This is a genomic window from Bradyrhizobium sp. LA6.8 (assembly GCF_040547935.1).
In the GTDB taxonomy this organism is placed as follows: Bacteria; Pseudomonadota; Alphaproteobacteria; order Rhizobiales; family Xanthobacteraceae; genus Bradyrhizobium; species Bradyrhizobium barranii.
Window position 1 is genome coordinate 152,107 of record NZ_JBEPQQ010000007.1, and the last position, 24,417, is coordinate 176,523.

The following is a 24,417-nucleotide window of genomic DNA, read 5'->3' on the forward strand; positions in this document are numbered from 1 at the left end:
TCTGTTGCCAGTTTAGCGGGTCTGCCAGCCCGGGTAACTAACTATCCTGACGCAGGGTTGAGGTCCCAAGCGTAGCGTATCTCGCCTTACGAAGCGCGGCGCGGCTGATGCATCGGCCTCTTCCGTCGTCCCATCCTCCACAGCGTCAGGTTCCAGCCGATGCAGGTGGCGAGTGCGCAACTCAAGCCGATCGCCGAGCCGAACAGCATGACGGCGACGTGCAGCACCGCAATTGCCAGACCGAAGCCGAGCAGGCCCCAGGCGGAGTTGGCGAGCACGGCGGCGGTCGGCGGGCCGCCGATGCGCGGATGCAGGATCACCATCATGCTGGTGAACACGATCGGGTAGAGCGCGATGACGCCGCTCACCCGCGGGCCGACCCAGCCCGAGGTCGAGACCACGATCGCAACCAGCGTCGCGACCAGCGAGGCGCGGAATGGAATGTCGTACCAGCGACGCGTCACCAGCGGCATCTTCACATGGCGGTACCTTGCGAGCAGCGGAATGCAGATGCCGAAGGCGACCAGGTTGACGGCGAGCCCGGCGGTCAGGGTCCAGTCGAACAGGCGGATGATGGAGGCCAGCACGATCCACACCGCGACCGCGCTGCCGGCGCTCACCAGCAGATTGTTCCGCTGCGCCAGCACGACATAGGTGAGCCCAAGGACGATCGTCGCGGCGTTGACCGGAAGGCTCGACAGCGCGCCCTGCGCGATGAAGGCGGCGTCATGGTCGAGCGCGAGGAAGACGTAGGAAGGACCGGCCGAGATCGGCAAGGTCGCCACCAGTCCGCCGATCACCGGACCGGTGCGCTCGGCGATGAACGACGCAGACACGACGAACGCCGCGGCGATCGCCATGCGCAGGACGAGGAAGATGATGAAGTGGAGCTCGGGAGGCATTTTTTGCTTCTTACCCTGCCCTGAAGGGGAGGGTCGGCTCATATGGAGCGTAGCGAAATATGAGACGGGGTGGGATGACAGTCTCTCGACGGATACGGCGCCCGAGTGGAGAGATCACCCCACCCCGCTCGCGCTGCGCGCGATCGACCCTCCCCCTCAAGGGGAGGGTCAGGAAGTCACATCCGCTGCATCGACACCGAAACCTTCGGGCCGTTCTTGATGGTCTGGTAGACCACGCAATAGCGCTCGGTGAGTTTCAGGAGCAGATCGAGCTTGTCCTGCGGCGCGTCGGTGTCGACCTCGAAGCGCAGGCGGATCTCGGCGAAGCCGACCGGGGTCTCCTTGTCGACGCCAAGCGTGCCGCGGAAATCGAGATCGCCCTCGGCATAGACGTTGCCGGTCTTCAGCGGGATCTCGATGGCGGTCGCGACCGATTTCAGCGTGACGCCGGCGCAGGCAACCAGCGCTTCAAGCAGCATGTCGCCGGAGCAGAGCTCGAGGCCGGAGCCGCCGGTGGCGGGATGCAGGCCAGCCATTGCGATGGCGCGGCCGGTCTCGACCTTGCAGGCGATGCCTTCGCTGTCGGTCGAGCCCTTGGCCTTCAGCGTGATCATCGCGGTCTTGGGATCGGTCTTGTAGCGTTCCTTGATCGGGGCCTGCATCTGGCGCAGTGCTGCGGCGTCCATCTTGTTCTCTCCCGGAAAAATCGTCCCTCGATGTACCGGCTCAGAGAGAAAATGTCACCACCACATGGCCTGACCGGGACCCTGGGTTGCGTCACGGTCGGGCACGTTGCGGTCAAGCGAACGGTCGAGTGACGTCAGCACACTTCGCTTGAAATTCTCGAACAGCGGCGAATTGCGGTCGCGCGGACGGCCCAGATTGATCTCGATCTGGTCGAACAGCCGGCCCGGCCGCGGCCGCATCACCAGCACGCGATCGGCCAGCACCACGGCCTCGTCGACGTCATGTGTGACGAGGATGAGCGTCGGCCGGGTGTCGGCCCAGAGATCGAGCAGATGATCCTGGAGGTCCCTGCGGGTGAAGGCGTCGAGCGCCGAGAACGGCTCGTCGAGCAGCAGCACTTCCGGTTGCGGCACCAGCGCACGCGCGATCGCGACACGCTGCGCCTGCCCGCCCGAGAGCTCGCGCGGCCAGGCCTGCGCCTTATCAGTGAGCCCGACGCGGGCGAGCGCGCGCGCCACCTTCTCGCGCCGCTCGGTCGCGGACAGGTCGGCAAGGCCGAAGCCGATATTGTCGGCGACGCTGAGCCAGGGCAAAAGCCGCGGCTCCTGGAAGATGATGCCGATCTTGGCATGCGGCGAACTGATCGCCTCGCTGTCGAGCGTCACCGTGCCTGCGCTGGCGCGATCAAGGCCGGCGATGGCACGCAGCAGCGTGGACTTGCCGCAGCCGGAGCCGCCGATGATGGCGACGATCTCGCCCTGTTTGATCTCGGCGGAAAAACGCGCCAGCGCCTGCACGCCGTTGGGATAGGTCTTGCTGACCCGGTCGAGCGCCAGCATCGCGTTACGCTCCCTTCGCGCGCCCGAAGGCGTCCTGCCAGCGCAGGAACGGCGCAGCCCCGACCTCGATCAGCCAGTCGGTGAGCTTGCCGAGGATGGCGAAGATCACGATCGCGGCCAAAATCTGCGCGGGCTTGCCGAGCTGCTGGCCGTCGAGCAGGAGATAGCCGAGACCCTCGGAGGCGCCGATCAGCTCGGCCGCGACCACGAACATCCAGCCGAGACCAAGGCCGACGCGCAAGGACACGACATAGGCCGGCAGCACCGCGGGCAGCAGGATGCGGCGGATCATCGCGAATCCGGAGAGGCGGAAGGTGCGGCCGACCTCGACGATCTTGCGATCGACGGAAAGGATCGCGCCCATCACGCCGAGATAGACCGGGAAGAACACGCCGACCGCGATCAGCGCGATCTTGGAGGTCTCGAAGATGCCGAGCCAGAGAATGAACAACGGCACCCAGGCCAGCGAAGGGATCGCACGCAGCGCCTGCACGGTCGGATCGAGCAGCCGCCGCGCCAACGACCAATAGCCGGAGATGGCACCGAGCACGGTGCCCGCGATCACACCGAAGGCGAAGCCGAGGCCGACCCGCCACAGCGTCGCGGCGATGTGGCGGACCAGCTCGCCGGAGCGGGCGAGCTCGGTGATGGTCGCAAACACGCGCGAGGGCGGCGGCACCAGACGACCGTTGGACCAGCCGGACCACACCACCAGCTCCCAGCCGAGCGCGAGGATGAGCGGCAGCAAGATCCCCAACATCGGCCGCGCATAGCGCGCGAGCCGCGAGGGCGCGGCGGCGCTCTCGGCCGGTTCCGAGGTCTGTTGCAGGACTGGCGCGTCGGAGATCATGGCCGGTAGGAAGCGCGTCTGGTCGGGGAATGCAAGGGCGCGCGGTAATCTCGGTTGTCGCCCCGGACAAGCGAAGCGCAGATCCGGGGCCCATAACCACAGGGCGATATGGTTACGGGGACCCGGAGTGACGGCCTTCGCGCCAAACCACGCCCTGTGGTTATGGGTCCCGGGCTCGCTTCGCGCCCCGGGACGACAGCGGAGTTTGTTGCGCGCGCCTGCCTCTTGCGCAGAACTAATTCGTCGGCAGCGGGACCTGGTCGTCGATCAGGGCATCCAGCGTCGCCTTCACGTCGACCTTGGCGTCGATGACGCCGGCCTGCTGGAGGGCAAGGCCGGCGGCGAGGATCGACTCGCGCTGGGGTGCGCCGATGCGGCTGTGGGTGAGCTCGGTGCGCTCCTTGAGCTGCTTGTCGACGACGGCGTCCGGCAGCTTGGTCACGGCGATGAAGGTCTTCTTCAGATCATCGTAATTCGCCAGCGAATATTTGCGGGCCTCTTCATACACTGCGAGCACGCGGCGGGCGGCGTCCGGATAGTCCTTCAAGAACTGCTCGCGCACATTGAGGATGCCCCAGGTATTGGCATCCGCCTTGCGATAGAACAGTTTTGCACCTTCCTCGACCTCGGCCTGCGCCATCATCGGATCGAGGCCGGCCCAGGCGTCGACGTCGCCGCGGATCAGCGCGGTCTTGCCGTCGGCGTGCTGGAGCAGCACCGGCGTGATGTCCTTTTCGGTGAGGCCGGCACCTAACAGCGCGCGCACCAGGAAGATGTGTGGATCGGTGCCGCGCGTCACCGCGACGCGCTTGCCCTTGAGATCGGCAACGCTCGCGATCTTGGAATCCTTTGATGTCACCAGCGCCGTCCATTCGGGACGCGAATAGACGTAGATCGACTTGATGGGGTTCCCGTTGATCTTCGCCACCAGCGCCGCCGAGCCCGCAGTCGAGCCGAAATCGATCGAGCCGGCGTTGAGGAATTCGAGCGCCTTGTTGGAGCCGGCCGACTGCACCCAAATGATGCTGATGCCGTCCTTGGCGAACTCCTTCTCCAGCAGACCCTTCTGCTTCAGGACCATCGACACCGGATTGTAGGTCGCCCAGTCGATGCGGATTTCCTTGAGCGGATCCGCCGCCCGTGCCGCAGGGGTCATGGCGAGCGCAACAGCCCCCGCCAACAGAATGCGTCGTGTAATCCCGGTCATGCCCAGCCTCCTCAAAAACTTCATTGTTTTTCAATGAGTTATTTCTAGAGGTCAACGAGAAAATCGCTATCCCGAAAGCCCCTCGGCCGAGAACGATTTTGCCCGAGGCCGGCCTTTTCCAGCATGGAACGACTATTGCCAGAGAATGGCGGGTGACAGCGCCTGTCACCTCTTATATCCGGTGAGACATGGACAGCGTCGCGACTGAGCACAAGGCCGAGGTGGACGATCGCTTCGACACCGCGCGGATCACCGCCGCGGTCGATGCGCTCGCCGAGAAGCATCAGGGACGCGAGGACACGTTCCGCACGGCCATGGCGCAAATGCTGAAGGCCGAGCTGATCGCGGCGCGCGCCGCGGCGCAGGCGATCCTGCTGAAGGACCGTCACGGAAGGCGCTGCGCCGAGCGGCTGTGCCACGTGCAGGACGAGATCATCCGCATCCTGTATTCGGCGGCGACCCGGCATCTCTACCGCTCGCCGATCCCGAGCGGCGCGGAGCGCATGGCGGTGGTCGCGACCGGCGGCTATGGCCGCGGCCTGATGGCACCGGAGTCCGACATCGATCTGCTGTTCATCCTGCCCTACAAGCAGACCGCCTGGGGTGAGCAGGTGGCTGAGGCCATTCTCTACTGTCTCTGGGACATGGGGCTGAAGGTCGGGCACGCCACGCGCTCGGTCGATGAATCGATCCGGCAGGCGCGCGGCGACATGACCATCCGCACCGCGATCCTGGAAACGCGCTTCCTGACCGGCGACCAGCCGCTCTATGACGAACTGGTCGCGCGCTTCGATAAGGACGTGGTGCAGGGCACGGCGTCCGAATTCGTCACCGCAAAGCTCGCCGAGCGCGAGGAGCGCCACCGCCGCGGCGGCCAGTCGCGCTACCTGGTCGAGCCCAACGTCAAGGACGGCAAGGGCGCCCTGCGCGACCTGCACACGCTGTTCTGGATCGCCAAATACGTCTACCGCGTCCGTGATACCGACGAGCTGGTCGAGCGCGGCGTGTTCGACGCGCAGGAATACCGCACCTTCCGCCGCTGCGCCGACTTCCTCTGGTCGGTGCGCTGCAATCTGCACTTCTACTCCGGCCGCGCGGAGGAGCGCCTCTCCTTCGATCTCCAGCGCGAGATCGCGGTCCGGCTCGGCTACACCTCGCATCCCGGCATGCAGGACGTCGAGCGCTTCATGAAGCACTACTTCCTGGTCGCCAAGGAAGTCGGCAACCTCACCGCCATCCTGTGCGCCAAGCTCGAGGACCAGCAGGCCAAGCCCGCGCCGGTGCTGAGCCGGATGATGGCGCGGCTGCGCCCCGCCCCCGCGAAGCGCCGCGTCCCCGACAGCGACGACTTCCTCGTCGACAACAACCGCATCAACGTCGCCGCGCCCGACGTGTTCAAGCACGATCCGGTCAATTTGATCCGGATCTTCCGCCTGGCGCAGAAGAACAACCTCGCCTTCCATCCGGACGCGATGCGCGACGTGACGCGCTCGCTCGGACTGATCAACGCGCAGCTGCGCGAGAACCCGGAAGCCAACCGGCTGTTCATGGAGATCCTGACCTCCGACAACGCCGAGATCGTGCTGCGGCGGATGAACGAGACCGGCGTGCTCGGCCATTTCATCCGCGCCTTCGGCAAGATCGTCTCGATGATGCAGTTCAACATGTATCATCACTACACTGTCGACGAGCATCTGATCCGCTGCGTCGGCTTCCTGCAGGACATCGAGCGCGGCGGCATCGAGGAGTTCACGGTCGCCAGCGATCTCTTCCGCAAGATCCGGCCCGAGCACCGTGCGGTGATCTACATCACGACGCTGCTGCACGACATCGCCAAGGGACGGCCGGAGGATCACTCGATCGCGGGCGCCAAGGTGGCGCGCCGGCTGTGCCCGCGGCTCGGCTTCAGCGCGGCCGACACCGAGCTCGTGGCCTGGCTGATCGAGGAACATCTGACGATGTCCACGGTCGCGCAGTCGCGCGACCTCTCCGACCGCAAGACGATCGAGAATTTCGCTGCCGTGGTGCAGTCGGTCGAGCAGATGAAATTGCTCACGATCCTGACCACCGCCGACATCCGCGGCGTCGGCCCGGGCGTGTGGAACGGCTGGAAGGCGCAGCTCCTGCGCTCTCTCTATTATGAAACCGAACCGGTGCTGACCGGCGGCTTCTCGGAAGTCGACCGCGGCAAGCGCCTGACGGCCGCCTACGCCGAATTCCGCATGGCCTTCGCCGAGTGGCCGGCGGACGAGCTCGATGCCTATATCGGCCGGCACTATCCCGCCTATTGGCTCAAGGTCGAGCTGCCGCGGAAGATCCGCCATGCCCGCTTCGTCCGCTCCAGCGAACAGGCCGGCCACAAGCTCGCGATCAATGTCGGCTTCGACGAGGTGCGCGGCGTCACCGAGCTCACCATCTTCGCCGCCGACCATCCCTGGCTGCTCTCGATCATCGCCGGCGCCTGCGCCTCGGCCGGCGCCAACATCGTCGACGCGCAGATCTACACGACGACCGACGGCCGCGCGCTCGACACGATCTCGATCTCCAGGGAATACGATCGTGACGAGGACGAGGGCCGGCGCGCCACGCGCATCGGCGAGATGATCGAGGACGTGCTGGAAGGCAAGCTGCGTCTGCCCGAAGTGGTGGCGCGGCGCACCGTGCGCAGCAAGGCGCGGCCTTTCACGATCGAGCCGGAAGTGACCATCAACAACCAATGGTCCGACCGCTACACGGTGATCGAGATGTCCGGCCTCGACCGCCCCGGCCTGCTCTACGAGCTGACCACCGCGATCTCGAAGCTCAACCTCAACATCGCCTCGGCCCATGTCGCGACCTTCGGCGAGCGCGCCCGCGACGTGTTCTACGTCACCGACCTCCTGGGCGCGCAGATCAACGCGCCGACGCGCCAGTCCGCAATCAAGAGCGCGCTGACCCACGTGATGGCCGGCGACAAGGCGATTGCTGCACCGGCGGCGTAAGGAGAGAGCTAAATCTCTACCCCCTCATGCCGCAGCAGCCAGCGCTTCCGCTCGAGCCCGCCGCCATATTTCACCAGCGAGCCATCCGCGCCGATCAGGCGGTGACAGGGCAGCACCACGCTGATCGGGTTTGAGCCGTTGGCATGGCCTACGGCACGAATGGCTTTGGGCATATCGATCCTTGCGGCCATCGCGCCATAGCTCATCGTGGTACCGGCAGGAATTTGCGCGAGCGCGGTCCAGACCCTTTGCTGGAAAGGCGTGCCGGCGATGCGCCATGCGACGCCCGAGAGCTGGCCGAGATCGCCTTCGAAATAACCCGACAGCGCCGTCCGCATCTCCGTCGGCGCAGGCAGATCGCTCAGATCCACGGCGCCGTATTGCAGGCGCAACAGCCCTCGCATGCGGTGCTCGTAGTCTTCCCAGTCGAGCGCACGCAAGGCGCCCTCGGCATCGGTGACGAGCAGCGCGATCCCGATCGGCGTCGTCAGGCGATCGAGGCCGAATCGTTCAGGCGGTTTGGTTGATCGAGCGGGCATTGCGACACCAGGCCATCGAAAACACGCCATCGCACTTGCCATGGCAGCCGTGCTAACGTCCACCCGAAAGCTGACGCTTTGGGGGGCTCAACTTGATTCTGATCACCAATGTCCTGGTGGCGCTGGTCGCCGCACTGCATGCCTACTTCCTGATCCTGGAGATGTTTCTCTGGGACAAGCCGCTTGGCTTGAAGACATTCCGCAATACGCCTGAAAAGGCCGAGATCACGAAGGTGCTGGCGGCCAACCAAGGGCTCTATAACGGCTTCCTCGCCGCCGGCCTGATCTGGGGCCTCGTCCACGGCAACCCGGCCTTCGCGTTCCAGATCAAGGCATTCTTCCTGCTCTGCGTGATCGTGGCCGGCGCCTACGGCGCGGCGACCGTCAGCACCCGCATCCTGCTCGTGCAGGCGCTGCCGGCGGCGATCGCGCTGGTTGCGCTGTTTCTGACCTGATTCTCGTGACCTGAGACGCTACGGCGCAGCGTCGCGATCCTTGCGCGGCGCCGGACCTTCCTCCACACTCTCCGACAGCGATGGCGACCGTTGCAATCAACGGGAAAAGACCGTCGACCGGAAATTCCGTCAGGAGGAACAACCAAGATGAACAATCGCAGAGCCTTCATAGCTGCCACGGCGGCGCTCGCCTTCGCATTCTCCGCCAGCCAAGCCCTCGCCCAGAAGAAATATGACACCGGCGCGAGCGACACCGAGATCAAGATCGGCCAGACCGTGCCGTTCTCCGGCGCCTATTCCGTCTACGCCAATATCGGCAAGACCCAGGCCGCCTACTTCAAGATGATTAACGACCAGGGCGGCATCAACGGCCGCAAGATCAATTTGATCCAGTATGACGACGCCTATTCGCCGCCGAAGACGGTCGAGCAGGTGCGCAAGCTCGTCGAAGGCGACGAGGTGCTGTTCACCTTCCAGATCATCGGCACGGCCGCGAACGCCGCCGTGCAAAAATATCTCAACGGCAAGAAGATCCCGCAGCTGCTGGCCTCCACCGGCGCCGCACGTTTCAACGATCCGCAGAACTATCCCTGGACCATCGCCTACAATCCCAACTACGTGTCCGAGGGACGCATCTACGCCAAGTACATTCTCGCCAATCACCCCAATGCCAAGATCGGCGTGCTCTACCAGAACGACGACATGGGCCGCGACTATCTCGCCGGCCTCAAGAGCGGCCTCGGCGACAAGGCCGCCAAGATGATCGTCGGCGAAGTGTCCTACGAGGTCACCGACCCGACCGTCGACTCGCAGGTGGTCAAGCTGAAGTCGCTCGGCGCAGATCTTTTCTACGATGCCTCGACGCCGAAGTTCGCGGCGCAGGCCATCAAGAAGGTGGCCGAGCTCGGCTGGACGCCGGTGCACATCCTCGACATCAATGCGAGCCCGATCTCGGCGACGCTGAAGCCGGCCGGCCTCGACATCTCCAAGGGCATCATCTCGACCCAATACGGCAAGGAGCCGAGTGACCCGCAGTGGAAGGACGATCCGGGCGTGAAAGCGTTCTTCGCCTTCATGGACAAGTATTTCCCCGAAGGCGACAAGCTCAACACGGTCAACACCTATGCTTATTCGGTCGCCGAGTTGCTGACGCAGGTGCTGAAGCAGTGCGGCGACGACCTGTCGCGTGAGAACGTGATGAAGCAGGTCGCCAACATCAAGGACTTCACCCCGAGCTTCGCGCTGCCCGGCATCAAGATCAACACCGGGCCGAACGATTATCGCGTCAACAAGCAGATGCAGATGATGAAGTTCAACGGCGAGCGTTGGGAGCTGTTCGGCCCGATCATCGAGGACAACGGCCCGGCGGGTTAGTAACTTCGTGGGGTGCATTAGCCCTGCAGATGCGCAAAAGCGCATCTGCTCGGCGTAATCCACCTCTTCGACATCCGCGGCAACAGAAGTGGTGGGTTACGCCTGGCGGACTGCGCTTCGCGCAGTCGCAAGGCTAACCCACCCTACGAACTGCGCGTCTCCACCCACCTTGCGTTGCAGCAACGCCTCATCCACAATCGCCCTCAGCGGTGACGTCCTGTGCGCAAGAGCACCCGGGCAGATCATCGGCAATAACAAACTGAGGAAATTGCGAATGAGGAATGGAATGCTGCATCTGGCCACGGCAACGGCGCTGACCCTGGCGCTGTCGGTCACCGCGGCCAGTGCCCAGAAAAAATATGATCCGGGCGCCAGCGACACCGAGATCAAGGTCGGACAGACCATGCCGTTTTCGGGACCGGCGTCGGCCTATTCGTCGATCGGCAAGACCCAGGCCGCCTATTTCAAAATGATCAACGACCAGGGCGGCGTCAACGGTCGCAAGATCAATCTGATCCAGTATGACGACGCCTACTCGCCGCCGAAGGCCGTGGAGCAGATCCGCAAGCTCGTCGAGAGCGACGAGGTGTTGCTGACCTTCCAGATCATCGGCACGCCTGTGAACGCGGCGGTGCAGAAATATCTCAATTCCAAGAAGGTGCCGCAGTTGTTCGCGGCCACCGGCGCATCGAGGTTCACCGATCCGAAGAACTTCCCGTGGACCATGGGCTTCAATCCCAACTACTTCGTCGAAGGCCGCATCTACGGCCAGTACATTCTGAAGGAGCATCCCAACGCCAAGATCGGCGTGCTCTATCAGAACGACGACCTCGGCAAGGACTATCTGAACGGCATCAAGGCCGGCCTCGGCGACAAGGCCGCCAAGATGATCGTGACCGAAGCCTCCTACGAAGTCTCCGATCCGACCGTCGATTCGCAGGTCCTCAAGATCAAGGACGCCGGCGCCGATCTGTTCTTCAGCGCCACCACGCCGAAGCAGGCCGCACAGGCGATCAAGAAGATCGCCGAGATGGGCTGGCATCCGGTGCAGATCGTCGACATCAACGCCACTTCGGTCGGCGCGGTGCTGAAGCCGGCCGGCCTCGATGCCGCCAAGGGCTTGATCAGCGTCAACTACGGCAAGGAACCGCTCGATCCGACCTGGAAGGACGATGCCGGCCTGAAGAGGTATTTCGACTTCATGGCGAAGTACTATCCGGACGGCGACAAGGACTCGAACTTCAACACCTACGGCTACAGCACGGCGCAGCTGCTGGTCCATGTGCTGAAGCAGTGCGGCGACGACCTGACGCGCGAGAACGTCATGAAGCAGGCCGCGTCGCTGAAGGACGTCGTCAGTGACACTGCGCTGCCCGGCATCAAGGCCAACACCTCGCCGACCGACTACCGCGTCAACAAGCAGCTTCAGATGATGAAGTTCAACGGCGAACGCTGGGAGCTGTTCGGCCCGATCCTGGAGGACGCGGGCCCGGCGGGTTAGGCGGCGAAGGCGCATGTCGTAGGGTGGGCAAAGACGCGCAAGCGTCGTGCCCACCATCTCTCTACGATCGCGACGAAGGTGGTGGGCACACGCCGGGATGCGCACTCGCGCACCCCGGCGCTTTGCCCACCCTACGAATTAAGAAGGTATCTCCCCAAAATTCTTCCCCACCGGCAGCACCGCATGCCGGATCAGCCGTGAATCCTCCACCGCGGCCTGGCGATGCTTCACCGCTTCGCGATAGACGGGATCGCGGATCATCTCGACGAAGGCGGCAACGCTCGGATATTCGGCGATGAAGCAATGGTCCCAGCGCTCCTCTTGCGGGCCGATCAGCATCAGCTCGAATTTGCCCTGCCAGACGATGCGGCCGCCGAGGCGCTCGAACACCGGGCCGCTGTCGCGGCCATAGGCCGCGTAGGCTTCCGCGCCGGTCGCCTTGCGGCCGTCCGGATAGGCCGCCTCTTCGCGCAAGCGCACCAGATTGAGCATGTGGATCGGGCCGGGGCGGTCGTTGTCCCGGAACTGCGCGAAAATCTCCTTGCTCGGATCGATATGGCCCATGCCGGTTCCCTCTTGCTTTATGCGGGCGATCCTAGCTCTGCCGCCCGGCGAGCGGAACTGCGGCAGGCGAATGCCGCACCTCCTAATCGCGCGTTAAGCTCTGGGTAACCGGGCCTTAAACAGCGACCGGTAGCATGCGACGGGGCGGGCTGACCGGGCGTTTTGCGTATGGCGTGGGGAAAGAAAAAGGGTGGGCGGAAGGAGCCGTTGTTCGGCTTGCCTGCTGCGCTCGCCGATCTGCGCCTGACCGCGGCCGACCGCGTCCCCGGCGGCGAGGACAAGCCGAAGAAATCAACGAAATCATCCGCCAAGCGCAAGAGCGAGGATGCCGGCGACGAGCCGCCGCGCGAGCGGAAGGCACAAGCCAGCCGCAGCGGCGCCAAGCGCCGGTCGAAGTCGGGCGGAGGCTTCAGCCTCGGCCGCCTCGTCTATTGGGGTGCGGTGCTCGGCCTGTGGGGCATGATCGCCGTGATCGGCGTCGTGATCTATGTCGGCGCCCATCTGCCGCCGATCCAGTCGCTGGAGATTCCCAAGCGGCCGCCGACGATCCAGATCGTCGGCATCGACGGCAGCATGCTGGCGCAGCGCGGCGAGATGGCCGGCGCCAACGTCTCGCTGAAGGACCTGCCGCCCTATCTGCCGAAGGCCTTCATCGCCATCGAGGACCGCCGCTTCTACTCGCATTTCGGCATCGACCCGATTGGCATCCTGCGGGCCCTCGTCACCAACGTGCTCCATCGCGGCGTCTCGCAGGGCGGCTCGACCTTGACGCAGCAGCTCGCGAAAAACCTGTTCCTGACCCAGGAGCGGACCATGGCGCGCAAGCTGCAGGAGGCGGAGCTCGCGATCTGGCTGGAGCGCAAGCATTCCAAGAACGAGATTCTGGAGCTCTATCTCAACCGCGTCTATTTCGGCTCGGGCGCCTATGGCGTTGAGGCCGCGGCGCAGAAATATTTCGGCAAGTCGGCGAAGGACGTCACCGTCGCCGAGGCCGCGATGCTGGCGGGCCTCGTCAAATCGCCGTCGCGGCTGGCGCCGAACCGCAATCCGGAAGGCGCGGAAGCGCGCGCACAGATCGTGCTCGCGGCGATGGCGGATGCAAAATTCATCACCGAAGCACAGGCGCAGGCCTCGATCGGCCACCCCTCCTACAACGTGAAGCCGGCCGGCGCCGGCACGCTCAACTACGTCGCCGACTGGATCGGCGAGGTGCTGGACGATCTGGTCGGCCAGATCGACGAGAGCATCAAGGTCGAGACCACGATCGATCCGAAGCTTCAGAGCGTGGCGGAAGCCGCCATCATCGACGAGCTCGCGGCCAAGAGCGTCAAGTTCAATGTCAGCCAGGGCGCGCTGGTGGCGATGACGCCCGACGGCGCGGTGCGCGCCATGGTCGGCGGGCGGAACTATTCCGACAGCCAGTACAACCGCGCGGTCACCGCGAAACGCCAGCCGGGCTCCTCGTTCAAGCCGTTCGTGTACCTGACCGCGCTCGAGCAGGGGCTGACGCCTGACACGGTGCGTCAGGACGCGCCGATCGAGGTCAAGGGCTGGAAGCCCGAGAACTACACCCATGAATATTTCGGCGCGGTGACGCTGACGCAGGCGCTGGCAATGTCGCTCAACACCGTCGCCATCCGCCTCGGTCTCGAGGTCGGGCCGAAGAACGTGGTGCGCACCGCGCACCGGCTCGGCATCTCCTCGAAGCTCGAGCCCAATGCCTCGATCGCGCTCGGCACCTCCGAAGTCTCGGTCGTCGAGCTGGTCGGCGCCTATGCCCCCTTCGCCAATGGCGGCTTCGCGGTGGCGCCGCATGTCGTCACACGGATCAGGACGCTCAGTGGCAAGCTGCTCTACATGCGGCAAGCGGAAGAGCGCAACCAAGTGATCGACCCGCGCTATGTCGGCATGATGAACACGATGATGCGAGAGACGCTGATATCAGGCACCGCCAAGAAGGCGGAGATCCCCGGCTGGCCGGCGGCCGGCAAGACCGGGACCAGCCAGGATTATCGCGACGCCTGGTTCATCGGCTACACCGCCAACCTCGTCACCGGCGTCTGGCTCGGCAATGACGACAACTCGCCGACCAAGAAGGCGACCGGCGGCGGCCTGCCCGTCGAAGTCTGGTCCCGCTTCATGCGCACGGCGCACGAGGGCGTGCCGGTGGCCGCCTTGCCGAACTCGCAAGCGACCTGGGGCCTGTCGAACCTCGCGCAGGCGGCATCGCAGGTGTCGCCGCCGACAGCGGTGGCGCCCGGACCGGCACCGGTGACGAATGGCGGCTATCGCCCGCCTCCGACGCGCGCCAATGTGCGGCCGGAAGCCGCAGCAGGCCTCGACGGCTGGCTGATGGACCGGCTGTTCGGCGGAAATCGGTAGCTTCGAGCTGAGGTCCCCAAGGCCTCAAGACAAAAGACGCGAAAACAACCCCATGCACAGTAGCCGTTGATATCAGGCGCGTCGCGCGGTGGATTGTGCGAAACGTTTGATCCGGCGGGACAAATCGAGCGTGCCGCGCAATCGTCGCGAACTATGGCGGGGATCGCGCAAAGCGCGCTGATGTCGCCCCACTCCCAACTGTCATTCCCCGCCACCGGGTCTCGCCTTCGGCGAGCCCGATGACAGGCTCCAGCGGGGAATCCAGTACGCCGAGACGTCGAGATTCAAAACAGCTGCCGCGGCGTGCTGGATCGCCCGTCTCCGCGGGCGATGACAGTGATGGATGCGGCCAGCAGCGTTTGCTCGGGCTGACATCGCGCCACGGCTTCGGCAAGTCCTGCCCAACAAGTCCTGGCCAAGACGGCAAGATTTACCGATGCCGAAATATCCCTGAACGCCAAAGCACCAGTCTCTTCAAGGCTCCGACATCGGCCCAGGAATTGCTCTCTTAGGTTGAGTTCTGAAGACTCGGGTTTAGTGGGAAGGAGCGTTCCATGATTACAGGTCTATCCAGCGCGGCGTTGCCCTATCTGCGTCCTGCATCAACGTCCGGTTCCAATGCGGCAACGACATCAGATCTCCAGCCGGAGGCGTCGACTGCAACTGACGCTGCGACCAGCAGCCCCGGAATCAGCGTGTCGCAACTCAAGCCGCTGCAAGGCGCCAAGCCGATCTCGGTGGCGGATAACCCGGTCCTGCGCGACCTGATGGCAACGAATTGGCTGATGACCCACGGCGCGAACGCGACTCAACCGGCCGTCTCGGACGATGCACCTGAGAACACCTATGCCCAGGTGAAGGTTGACGGCAAGGTGGTGGCCACTCTGTACAATGGCGGGTCCTCGACGATGACCAACGCGGCGGCCGCAAAGATCGGCAAGCTCGAGGATCCTCCCGGCCTGAGTGGACCAGATCTGGCGCAATGGCGAGCCGACAATTACGCCAAGCTGCTTGGCGGCACCGTCGAAAAAGCATCCACCGCGATCACGCAATCGCAATGGACACCGCGTCAGAGCAATTCTGCGACCTATAGGCGCGATCAACTCGACGCGGCCTTCCAGGCGATGCTGGCCGAGGGCCAGAAGGCCGCCGTGCAACTGCAATCGTCCTATCTCGCCTCGCGCGCGCAGCCGGGGACAGGCGCAGATATCAGCGCCTGACCTGAGAGATGGTCTGAGGACGCGCGGCATCCGGGCGACGAATTTTGTCGAAGCACATCAAGCAAGATCATCCCGGCTGACGCCGAATAACGAGCAGCCATCGTCGGCGTTCAACGCCCGCGATGTCGCACGACGAGAGCTGCTCGCCTGGATAGTCCGATGGGTCGGTCGTTCGGGAAAATCGGGAAGCGTGGCACGAGACGCACTGATGTCGCCCCGTCCTCCGCTGTCACTCCCCGCGAAAGCGGGGAATCCAGTACGCTGCGGCTTCTCGGCTTAACAATAACCGCCTCTGGAATACTGGGTCGCCCGGTCAAGCCGGGCGACGACAGTGAGTGTTGGGCTCGCAGCGAGGCCTAGTCTGCGACGAGGATCAATCCTCGACCCCATAGCGGTGCAGGTCGTTGCCGTGCGTATCGAGCCACTTCTTGGCGCGCTCCATCGACGGGCAGGCCTTTCCGCAGACGCGCCAGAACCGCGCCGAGTGGTTCATCTCGACGAGATGGGCGACCTCGTGCGCGGCGAGGTAGTCGAGCACGTAGGGCGGCGCGAGGATCAGGCGCCAGGAGAACGACAGCGAGCCAGCCGAGGTGCAGGAGCCCCAACGGCTGGACTGATCGCGGATCGAGAGGCGCTTAACCCTGACGCCGAGCTCGACGGCATAGGCCTCCGCCGAGCGCTGGAGATCGTGGCGCGCCTCGCGCTTGAGGAAGTCGCTGACGCGGCGGTCGACATGCTCGACCCCGCCGGCGACGCAGAGAATGCGTTCACCGCTGTCGCGCACTTCCGTCCATACCGTGCCGCGCGTGCCGGCACGATGAACGATACGATGGGCCGTGCCGCGTAGCGGTATCACTGTGCCGGGTTGGAACGGCGCAGCCTTCGGCAAACGGCCGAGACGTGCAGCGATCCACGCGCCGTGACGTTGTGCGAAGTCCTTGGCTTCGGCCAGCGTGCCGCGCGGCGGGATGGTGAGGATGGCTTCGCGATCGCTCGGATGGATTCTGAGCGTGTAGCGGCGCGCGCGGCGGTGCCGACGCAATCGAATCGCAAAAAACTGCGATCCATGGGTGATGACCAGGGTCTTCGGCTCGTGGGGCCGCCGATAGAGGAGTGCGCGAGTGGCCATGTCTGTCAGTCCGGGGGGCAGGAGGGCGCCCGGATTCTGCCATAACCGCCGCCAGGGAAAGCGCTCGGCGCAAAAACAAATCATTTGCCCAATATACAGCGGTCTAGCGTCCGGGAGACCCTACAGACTGGGGTTGGAACCCGGTTTTTTCGCCCCCGCTGAACGCATGCGGCACCCCCAAGGGCTGAGGTGGGAATCACTCCTATAAAGCTACCTAAATACCGCGAATCTGGAGGGAACCAACCCCTGCCGGAACCCCCGGCAGGGCGTCGATTTTCAGCGGGAAAGCCGAAAAACGCGCTTATTCGGCCGCAAGAGCCTGCAACGAGCTCGGATTCGCAGCCGAGACCATGAAGTCATGGATGCGCGGCACGATTTCCGACTTGAAGCGCGAGCCGTTGAACACGCCGTAATGCCCGACGCCCTTCTGGACGTAATGAACGCGGCGGTGATCGGGGATCGAGCTGCACAATGTGTGCGTTGCTTCGGTCTGACCGAGCCCGGAGATGTCGTCGTTCTCGCCTTCGACCGTCATCAGCGCCACGCGCGTGACCTTCGAGGGGTCTACGCGTGTTCCGCGATGGGTCATCTCGCCCTTCGGCAGCGAGTGCTTCACGAACACGGTGTCGACCGTCTGCAGATAATACTCGGCGGAGAGATCCATCACCGCGAGATATTCGTCGTAGAAGTCGCGATGCTTGTCGACGAGGTCGCCGTCGCCCTTCACCAGATTGGCAAACAGGCGCTTGTGGGCGTCCATGTGCCGGTCGAGGTTCATGCTGATGAACCCGTTGAGCTGCAGGAAGCCCGGATAGACGTCGCGCATCATGCCCGGATGCGGGAACGGCACCTTGGTGATGACGGTGTTGCGGAACCAGTCGATGCCGCGCTCCTGGGCGAGCTTGTTCACCCCGGTCGGATTGCGGCGGGTGTCGATCGGGCCGCCCATCAGCGTCATCGACGTCGGCACGAAGGGGTCGCGACGCGCTTCCATGATCGAGACGGCGGCAACGACGGGAACGGAGGGCTGGCACACCGCCATGACATGGGTGTTGCCGCCAAGGACGTGTAGCATCTCGATGACGTAGTCGATGTAGTCGTCGAGATCGAAGCGGCCATCGCTCAGGGGCACCATGCGGGCGTCGGCCCAATCGGTGATGTAGACCTCATGCGCCGGCAGGAACGCCTCGACCGTGCCGCGCAGCAGCGTCGCGTAGTGGCCGGACATCGGCGCCACGATCAGCACGCGCGGCTGCGGGCTGCGCAAGGGACGGGCGAACTTGCGATCGAAGTAGAGCAGCTTGCAGAACGGCTTTTCCCAGACCGAGCGGACCTCGACGGGAACGCGGATGCCGTTGACCTCGGTGTCGTTGAGGCCCCATTCCGGCTTGCCGTAACGGCGCGTGGTGCGTTCGAACAATTCACAGGCCGCGGCGACGGACTTGCCGACCTCGGTGCGCGCCCACGGATTGAGGGGATTCTGAAACAGGAGCTTGGTCGCATCGGTGACCGCACGCGCCGGATTGAGAGAGGCCTGCCCCATCTCGTACATCCAGTACATCGGCGTCGTCAGGACCGGACTGCCTTCGGCCGCCAGGGGCGGCGCGCCGCCGAACTCACCAATAGGCATCGTTAAAATCCTCTTCGCATCGCAACATACTGCCGAATGCGTAATATTGCGTCAATGCATGGTTCCGTACATCTACGGAGCCGGAACGGCTAAATCAGCCTGAATCCACGGGAAAGTGAGATTATTCACCGCTCGAGAGCAGCGAGCCGTGCTTCTTGGCGCTCCGCAAAAGGGCAAGGAATGCCCCAAAAGATGCAACCAGCAGCACCGCATTGATGGCCAACGCACGCAACATCAGATCGATCCGGAGGGTCTGTTCGATCAGGAGCGCCCGCATTCCCTCGAACACATAGGTCGGCGGCAGCGACCAGGCGACGTATTGCAGCCATGCCGGCAGCACGCTGACGGGATAGTAGACGCAGGCGAGCGGCATGATCGCGAACATCAGGGTCCAGACGATGCTCTCGGCGCCAAGGCCGTTTCGTAAGACCAGCCCCGAGACGAAGATGCCGACCGCCCAGCTCGTGAAGATCAGATTGCAGAAGAATGCGATCAGCGGCAGGCCGAGGGCATAGACGTTGAAGTGAAACAGGAACAGCGCGAGCAGCGTCATCGGGATGACGCCGATCGCGAGCCGGATCATGCTCATGATCATCAGCGACAGCAGAAACTCGATCGGCTTCAGGGGGCTCATCATGAGGTTGCCGATGTTGCGCGCCCACATCTCCTCCAGAAACGAGATCGAGAAGCCGAGCTGGCCGCGGAACAGGATGTCCCAGAGGATGACGGCGCCGATCAGCGTGCCGCCGGCGCGCGCGAAGAAATTGGCGTTCTCGGCGATGTAGAGCTGGAGAAAGCCCCAGGTGATGACCTGGAGCGCGGGCCAATAAAGCAGCTCGAGCAGCCGCGGCCAGGACGACATCAACAGATACCAGTAGCGCAGGATCATCGCGCCGATGCGATGGATGGAAATGCCGCGGTGGAGGGAGAGCTCGGTCATCGCACCGCCTCCTTCGCACCGTTCACCCGCCCGCGCGCGACGTCCAGGAACACCTCCTCCAGCGTGGTGCGGTTGTAGCGCGCCATGATGGCCTCCGGCGTGTCGTCGTCCTCGATGCGGCCGCGCTTCATGATGATGACGCGGTCGCACAGACGCTCGACCTCGAGCATGTTGTGCGAAGCCAGAAGGATGGTCGCGTTGTTCTCCTTGCGATAGCGCTCCATGTGCGCCCGCACCCAGTCGGCCGTATCCGGGTCGAGCGAGGCGGTGGGCTCGTCCAGCAACAGCAGCGCGGGCTGGTTGATCAGCGCCTTCGCCAGCGCGACGCGGGTCTTCTGCCCGGCGGAGAGCTTGCCGTTGGCGCGGTCGATGAATTCGGTGAGATCGAGCTCGTCGGCCAGCCTGGCGATGCGATCGGAGACGTTCTTCACCGCATAGAGCTTGCCGAACACGGTGAGGTTCTGCCGCACCGTGAGGCGCATCGGCATGTCTACATAGGGACTCTCGAAATTCATCCGCCCCAGCACCGCCGCGCTCTCCTCCGGCATCCGATGCCCGAGCACCTGCACGCGGCCGGAGGTCGGCAGCACCAGGCCCATGATCATCGCGATGGTCGTGGTCTTGCCGGCGCCGTTGCCGCCCAGGAGCCCGGTGATGCTGCCACGCGGCAGCGAAAAGGAGATATCGTCGACGGCGCGGGTCTGCTTGTAGACCTTGACGAGGTGATCGACCGCGATGGCCGCAGAGGAGCCGCGCTCCGCGACAGTCGGCGGACTTGAAGCTTTGTCGTTCCCGGTCATGCTAGCCGTTCTTCTGCTATTGCAGCGGATAGCGCAAGGCTTGTAATCCGGGTGGTTCCGCGAGCCCCGCGTTTGTGACCGAGAAGGCACCGCCACATTGGCCGAGATGACTGAGACCGCCGATACCGACTTCCGCCACGCACAGCGGCATATCCGCTTGGACACGATCCTGCGGCTGCGCTGGCTGGCGGTGCTCGGCCAGCTCGCGGCGATCTTCATCGTGGCGCAGGGGCTGGAGTTCAACGTCGAGATCGTCCCCTGCGTCAGCATCATCGCGCTGTCGGCGGCGCTCAACCTGGCGCTCCAGACCGTGTCCAATCCGCTGCAACGGCTGGAGCCGATGCAGGCAGCCGGACTGCTCGCGCTGAACATCGTGGAGCTGGCGGGGCTGCTGTTCTTCACCGGCGGACTGCAGAACCCGTTCTCGTTCCTGTTCCTCGCGCCCGTGCTGATCTCGGCCACGGCGCTGCCGGCCCGCCTCACCTTCGGCCTCGGCCTGCTCGCGGTGGCCTGTGCCTCGGTCCTGTTCTTCTTCCATCTGCCGCTGCCCTGGGATTCCGACGATCCGCTGGTGCTGCCGCCGATCTATCTCATCGGCATCTGGCTCTCGATCGTGCTCGCGATCGGCGTCACCAGTCTTTACTCGTTCCAGGTGACGGAGGAGGCGCGCAAGCTCGCCGACGCGCTGGCTGCGACCGAGCTGGTGCTGACTCGCGAGCAGCATCTGACCCAGCTCGACGGCCTGGCTGCCGCAGCCGCGCACGAGCTCGGCACGCCGCTCGCGACCATCTTCCTGATCTCGCGCGAGCTGGAAAAGACGGTGAAGGACCCAAGTTTCGCCGCCGACCTGAAAACCCTGCGCGAGCAGACCCAGCGCTGCCGCGACATCTTGAGCAAGATCACCCAGCTTTCCTCCGAAGGCGCGCCGTTCGACCGCATGAAAATGTCTGAGCTGATCGAGGAGGTGGTGGCCCCACACCGCGATTTCGGCGTCGACATCAAGGTGCGGATCGCGGTGGCGGCCTTCGCCGAGCCGATCGGCTCGCGCAACCCGGCGATCCTCTACGGCGTCGGCAACATCGTCGAGAACGCGGTCGATTTCGCCCGCACCACCGTCGAGGTGAATGCATGGTGGAACAAGGACACGATCGAGCTCGTGATCTCCGACGACGGCCCGGGCATTCCGCCCGATATCCTTAACCGGATCGGCGAGCCCTATTTGTCGCGGCGGCGCAATCTGGATGATGGCGGCGGCGAGCGGCGTGGGCTCGGGCTTGGCGTGTTCATCGCGCGCACCTTGCTGGAACGCACCGGGGCCAAGGTCTCGTTTACCAACCGGACCTTTCCGGAACACGGTGCTGTGGTTCACATCAATTGGCCGAGAGAGCGTTTTGAGACTATCGAGACGCTCGAAGAAACAATAGGATAGGCCGCGACCTTGCGTCGCACAGCAGGGCCGATCGACTATTTGCGGCCTTGGCACCGCCTGATTGCGACGCCATATGTAGATGTGCAGAGAGAGGACAACACCTTGAACGCCATCGCCGAACTGAACGAACAGACCGACCGCTCGCTTCTCATCGTGGAGGACGACAAGCCGTTCCTGGAGCGGTTGTCGCGCGCGATGGAGACCCGTGGCTTTGCGGTGACGTCGTGCGACACCGTCTCGGATGGCCTCGCGCAGATCGGCAAGGCCGCGCCCGCATTCGCCGTCGTGGATCTGCGGCTCGGCGACGGCAATGGCCTCGACGTCGTCTCCGCGCTGAAGAAGAAGCGCCCCGAAGCCCGCGCGATCGTGCTGACCGGCTATGGCAACATCGCCACCGCCGTGACCGCCGTGAAGATGGGTGCGATCGATTATCTGTCGAAGCCCGCGGATGCCGACGACGTCGTCGCCGCGCTGCTCTCGACCAGCTCGGAGAAATCCGAGTTGCCGACCAACCCGATGTCCGCCGACCGCGTCCGCTGGGAGCACATCCAGCGCATCTACGAGATGTGCAACCGCAACGTCTCGGAGACGGCGCGCAGGCTCAACATGCACCGGCGTACGTTGCAGCGGATTTTGGCGAAGCGCGCGCCGCGGTAACGGTCTCGTAGGGTGGGCAAAGGCGCGTAGCGCCGTGCCCACCGCTTCTACTTCAATCCTGATCGGCTTGGATGGTGGGCACGCTTTCGCTTTGCCCACCCTACGGCGTCCGCGTTCGCCGCGCCGCTACTCCCAAAAATCCGCGTGGCCCTGCGGGTCGACCAGACGGTTGATCCGCAGCGCCGCCGCCATCGCGAAACGCACCGTCATCTGCTTGCGCGTGGCAGCGGCGATCTTGTGCTCGGGCGCCTCGCACTGCATGTGCGCGCCATAGGCATCCGCAATGATCAGGCCGGTGTCTTGCGGAAAGATCTCGCACGGCAGATCCTGCGTGAAAGCGAAGAACAGCCGGTCGCAATGGGCGCGGTATTCGTGCCATTTCTGGTCGGCGCGCAAATCCTCGACCGACGATTTGATCTCGACGATCCAGATCTCGCCGCGCTCGTTGAGCGCCACCAGATCGGCGCGCCGGCCCGACGGCAGCGGCAGTTCGCTGATGCAGGTAAAGCCGAGCGAGCGCAGCAGCCGCGCCGTGCCGCGCGCGATCGCCAGCGCCGTCTCGGACTGGCGGCGGTCGGGCGGCGGAACCAGGGCGATGTTGCGGGCGGAGCTGTCCATGGGGGGAGCTTAGCCGATTCCGGTAGGCGCGGACACTGTCCGATGAACCGCGACCACACGCTCATCTGTCGTCCCCGCGAGCGGCTAGATGTATGGCAGCATCACCACCACGCCCTCATTGCCGCGCAGATCCAGCACGCCTTCCAGCCTCTCGCCCTCGCGATCCAGAAACGTCGACAGCAAGATCTCGCTACCGAAACGGATCGCGCTGGAGGTCACGGCGATCGGGTCGGGCCCGAGATTGAGCACGACGATCATCGCCACGCCCTCGGCCTCGCGGCGATAGATCAGGAGATCGCCTTGCGCGGCGATCGGATGGTAGTCGCCCTCGACCAGCGCCGGAGATGCCTTCCGCAAGGCAATCAGCCGCTTGTACAGACTGAGGATCGAACGCGAATCGGCTTCAAGATCGGCGACGTTCTCGCGGATATGGTCCTCCGGCAGCGGCAGCCAGGGCCTTACGCCGGAGAAGCCGCTGGCCGGCGACGCATCCCACTGCATCGGCGTACGGCAGCCGTCGCGGCCGACGCCGATGCCGGGCACATTCTTCTCGAAGGGATCGCGCACGTCCTCGGGCGCAATCGCGAGCTGATGCATGCCGATCTCGTCGCCGTAATAGAGCGTCGGCGTGCCGCGCAGCGTCAGCAGCAGCATCGCGGCAACGCGCGCCTGCTGCGGCCCGACGCGGCTTGCGACGCGCGGACGATCGTGATTGCCGAGCACCCAATTTGGCCAGGCGCCCTTCGGCAGCGCCTTTTCGTAATCGTCGACGATTGTCTCGATCGAGCGCGCGCTCCAGAAGGTCGAGAGCAGCGCGAAGTTGAACGGCATCTGCGCGCCGGTGAGATCGTTGCCGTAATAGGCCATCAGCCGGTGCAGCGGCAGATAGATTTCGCCGATCAGCACGCGGTCGCGATATGCATCGGTGACGCGCCGCATCTCGGCGATGACGTCATGCACCTCCGGCTGGTCGGTGGAGTATTGCGTCAGGATCCTCTCGTTCGGCGGCCGGCCCTCGACGAAATGCGGGTTCGGCGGGTTGTCGCGGAATTCGGCATCCTTGATCAGGTGCCAGATCACGTCGACGCGGAAGCCGTCGACGCCTTTCTCCAGCCAGAACCGCATCGCGTCGTAGATCGCCGCGCGGACATCCGGATTGCGCCAGTTGAGGTCCGGCTGCTCGGCAAGGAAGGCGTGGTAGTAATATTGACCTGTCGTCTCGTCGAATTGCCAGGCGCTGCCGCCGAATTCGGACAGCCAGTTGTTCGGGACACCGCCATCGGCGGCCGGATCGCGCCAGACGTACCAGTCGCGCTTGGGATTGTCGCGCGAGGACCGGCTCTCGACGAACCAGGGATGCTGGCTTGATGTGTGGTTGGGCACGAGGTCGAGGATCAGCTTCAGCCCGTTGTCATGCGCAGCCGCGAGCAGCGCATCGAAATCCGCCATCGTGCCGAACAGCGGGTCGATGCCGGTATAGTCGGAGATGTCGTAGCCGAAATCGGCCATCGGCGAGGGAAAGATCGGCGACAGCCAGATCGCGTCGACGCCAAGCGATTTCACGTAAGGCAGCTGGCGCAAGATGCCGGCGAGATCGCCGACGCCGTCACCGTCTGAGTCCTGAAAGGAGCGCGGGTAGATCTGATAGAAGATGCCGTCGCGCCACCAATTGTCGCCGCCCTGAGCCATGGCCGGAATACCACTCACTAATCT

21 protein-coding genes are annotated in these 24,417 nt (G+C 64.3%); 8 read left to right on the forward strand and 13 right to left on the reverse strand.

Translation table 11 applies throughout. The features are described 5' to 3' along the window. Nucleotides 1-86 precede the first annotated feature (86 nt). The 5 genes from ABIA90_RS29990 to ABIA90_RS30010 form a co-directional block, all read right to left on the reverse strand. Entirely contained in the window at nt 87-902 is an 816-nt protein-coding gene (locus tag ABIA90_RS29990; RefSeq protein WP_354119044.1) for a hypothetical protein, read from the reverse strand. A gap of 176 nt (nt 903-1,078) precedes the next feature. Continuing rightward, nucleotides 1,079-1,588, reverse strand: a complete 510-nt coding sequence (locus tag ABIA90_RS29995; protein ID WP_028149375.1) for an OsmC family protein — start codon at nt 1,586-1,588, stop codon at nt 1,079-1,081. Between the two features lie 54 nt (nt 1,589-1,642). Continuing rightward, nucleotides 1,643-2,428: an ABC transporter ATP-binding protein gene (locus tag ABIA90_RS30000; protein ID WP_354119045.1), complete on the reverse strand. Its 786-nt coding sequence runs from the start codon at nt 2,426-2,428 to the stop codon at nt 1,643-1,645. 4 nt (nt 2,429-2,432) lie between these two features. After that, nucleotides 2,433-3,278: an ABC transporter permease gene (locus tag ABIA90_RS30005; RefSeq protein WP_354119046.1), complete on the reverse strand. Its 846-nt coding sequence runs from the start codon at nt 3,276-3,278 to the stop codon at nt 2,433-2,435. A 235-nt stretch (nt 3,279-3,513) separates the two neighbouring features. Beyond that, nucleotides 3,514-4,485 (reverse strand): aliphatic sulfonate ABC transporter substrate-binding protein, encoded by a 972-nt coding sequence (locus ABIA90_RS30010; RefSeq protein ID WP_354119047.1) that lies wholly within the window; start codon nt 4,483-4,485, stop codon nt 3,514-3,516. 188 nt (nt 4,486-4,673) lie between these two features. Between ABIA90_RS30010 and ABIA90_RS30015 the strand changes: the two genes are divergently transcribed. Next, complete coding sequence (locus tag ABIA90_RS30015) at nt 4,674-7,466, forward strand: [protein-PII] uridylyltransferase (protein WP_354119048.1); 2,793 nt, start codon at nt 4,674-4,676, stop codon at nt 7,464-7,466. Between the two features lie 8 nt (nt 7,467-7,474). Here the strand turns inward: ABIA90_RS30015 and ABIA90_RS30020 are convergent, their stop codons facing one another. Beyond that, nucleotides 7,475-8,005, reverse strand: coding sequence for a methylated-DNA--[protein]-cysteine S-methyltransferase (locus ABIA90_RS30020; RefSeq protein ID WP_166347775.1), 531 nt, complete (start codon nt 8,003-8,005; stop codon nt 7,475-7,477). 98 nt (nt 8,006-8,103) lie between these two features. Between ABIA90_RS30020 and ABIA90_RS30025 the strand changes: the two genes are divergently transcribed. The 3 genes from ABIA90_RS30025 (at nt 8,104) to ABIA90_RS30035 (ending at nt 11,335) form a co-directional block, all read left to right on the forward strand. Next, nucleotides 8,104-8,460 carry a DUF1304 domain-containing protein gene (locus tag ABIA90_RS30025; protein ID WP_187388035.1) on the forward strand — a complete coding sequence of 119 codons (357 nt, stop codon included), beginning with the start codon at nt 8,104-8,106 and terminating at the stop codon, nt 8,458-8,460. A gap of 147 nt (nt 8,461-8,607) precedes the next feature. Continuing rightward, nucleotides 8,608-9,834, forward strand: a complete 1,227-nt coding sequence (locus ABIA90_RS30030; protein WP_063980046.1) for an ABC transporter substrate-binding protein — start codon at nt 8,608-8,610, stop codon at nt 9,832-9,834. Between the two features lie 274 nt (nt 9,835-10,108). Beyond that, complete coding sequence (locus ABIA90_RS30035; protein ID WP_354119049.1) at nt 10,109-11,335, forward strand: ABC transporter substrate-binding protein; 1,227 nt, start codon at nt 10,109-10,111, stop codon at nt 11,333-11,335. 138 nt (nt 11,336-11,473) lie between these two features. On the opposite strand, the gene ABIA90_RS30040 is transcribed toward ABIA90_RS30035, so the two are convergent. Beyond that, a complete protein-coding gene (locus ABIA90_RS30040; protein ID WP_354119050.1) occupies nt 11,474-11,899 on the reverse strand; it encodes a DUF1330 domain-containing protein in 426 nt (141 codons plus the stop codon). Nucleotides 11,900-12,067: 168 nt separating this feature from the next. Between ABIA90_RS30040 and ABIA90_RS30045 the strand changes: the two genes are divergently transcribed. Together ABIA90_RS30045 and ABIA90_RS30050 are read left to right on the forward strand one after the other, a co-directional pair. Then, nucleotides 12,068-14,281, forward strand: a complete 2,214-nt coding sequence (locus ABIA90_RS30045) for a transglycosylase domain-containing protein (protein ID WP_354119051.1) — start codon at nt 12,068-12,070, stop codon at nt 14,279-14,281. A 554-nt stretch (nt 14,282-14,835) separates the two neighbouring features. Next, the gene (locus tag ABIA90_RS30050) at nt 14,836-15,501 is read left to right on the forward strand and encodes a hypothetical protein (RefSeq protein WP_354119052.1); all 666 of its coding nucleotides are present in this window, start codon (nt 14,836-14,838) and stop codon (nt 15,499-15,501) included. A 373-nt stretch (nt 15,502-15,874) separates the two neighbouring features. On the opposite strand, the gene ABIA90_RS30055 is transcribed toward ABIA90_RS30050, so the two are convergent. The 4 genes from ABIA90_RS30055 to ABIA90_RS30070 all read right to left on the reverse strand — a co-directional run bounded on the left by ABIA90_RS30055 (nt 15,875) and on the right by ABIA90_RS30070 (nt 20,000). Further along, a complete protein-coding gene (locus ABIA90_RS30055; protein WP_063980051.1) occupies nt 15,875-16,714 on the reverse strand; it encodes a M48 family metallopeptidase in 840 nt (279 codons plus the stop codon). Between the two features lie 217 nt (nt 16,715-16,931). Further along, nucleotides 16,932-18,260, reverse strand: a complete 1,329-nt coding sequence (locus ABIA90_RS30060; protein WP_063980052.1) for a polyhydroxyalkanoate depolymerase — start codon at nt 18,258-18,260, stop codon at nt 16,932-16,934. Nucleotides 18,261-18,381: 121 nt separating this feature from the next. Next, entirely contained in the window at nt 18,382-19,200 is an 819-nt protein-coding gene (locus tag ABIA90_RS30065; protein WP_063980053.1) for an ABC transporter permease, read from the reverse strand. Beyond that, the gene (locus tag ABIA90_RS30070; protein WP_354119053.1) at nt 19,197-20,000 is read right to left on the reverse strand and encodes an ABC transporter ATP-binding protein; all 804 of its coding nucleotides are present in this window, start codon (nt 19,998-20,000) and stop codon (nt 19,197-19,199) included. The genes ABIA90_RS30065 and ABIA90_RS30070 overlap by 4 nt, the downstream gene beginning before the upstream one ends. A 106-nt stretch (nt 20,001-20,106) precedes the next feature. Between ABIA90_RS30070 and ABIA90_RS30075 the strand changes: the two genes are divergently transcribed. Both ABIA90_RS30075 and ABIA90_RS30080 read left to right on the forward strand, forming a co-directional pair. Continuing rightward, the gene (locus tag ABIA90_RS30075) at nt 20,107-21,429 is read left to right on the forward strand and encodes an ActS/PrrB/RegB family redox-sensitive histidine kinase (RefSeq protein ID WP_028149359.1); all 1,323 of its coding nucleotides are present in this window, start codon (nt 20,107-20,109) and stop codon (nt 21,427-21,429) included. Between the two features lie 102 nt (nt 21,430-21,531). Continuing rightward, nucleotides 21,532-22,086 (forward strand): ActR/PrrA/RegA family redox response regulator transcription factor, encoded by a 555-nt coding sequence (locus ABIA90_RS30080; protein ID WP_014491094.1) that lies wholly within the window; start codon nt 21,532-21,534, stop codon nt 22,084-22,086. A gap of 126 nt (nt 22,087-22,212) precedes the next feature. On the opposite strand, the gene ABIA90_RS30085 is transcribed toward ABIA90_RS30080, so the two are convergent. Together ABIA90_RS30085 and ABIA90_RS30090 are read right to left on the reverse strand one after the other, a co-directional pair. Next, on the reverse strand, nt 22,213-22,704 hold the full coding sequence (locus ABIA90_RS30085) for an MmcB family DNA repair protein (protein ID WP_354119054.1): 492 nt from the start codon (nt 22,702-22,704) through the stop codon (nt 22,213-22,215). 84 nt (nt 22,705-22,788) lie between these two features. Continuing rightward, nucleotides 22,789-24,393, reverse strand: a complete 1,605-nt coding sequence (locus tag ABIA90_RS30090) for an alpha-amylase family glycosyl hydrolase (protein ID WP_354119232.1) — start codon at nt 24,391-24,393, stop codon at nt 22,789-22,791. Nucleotides 24,394-24,417: the final 24 nt, after the last annotated feature.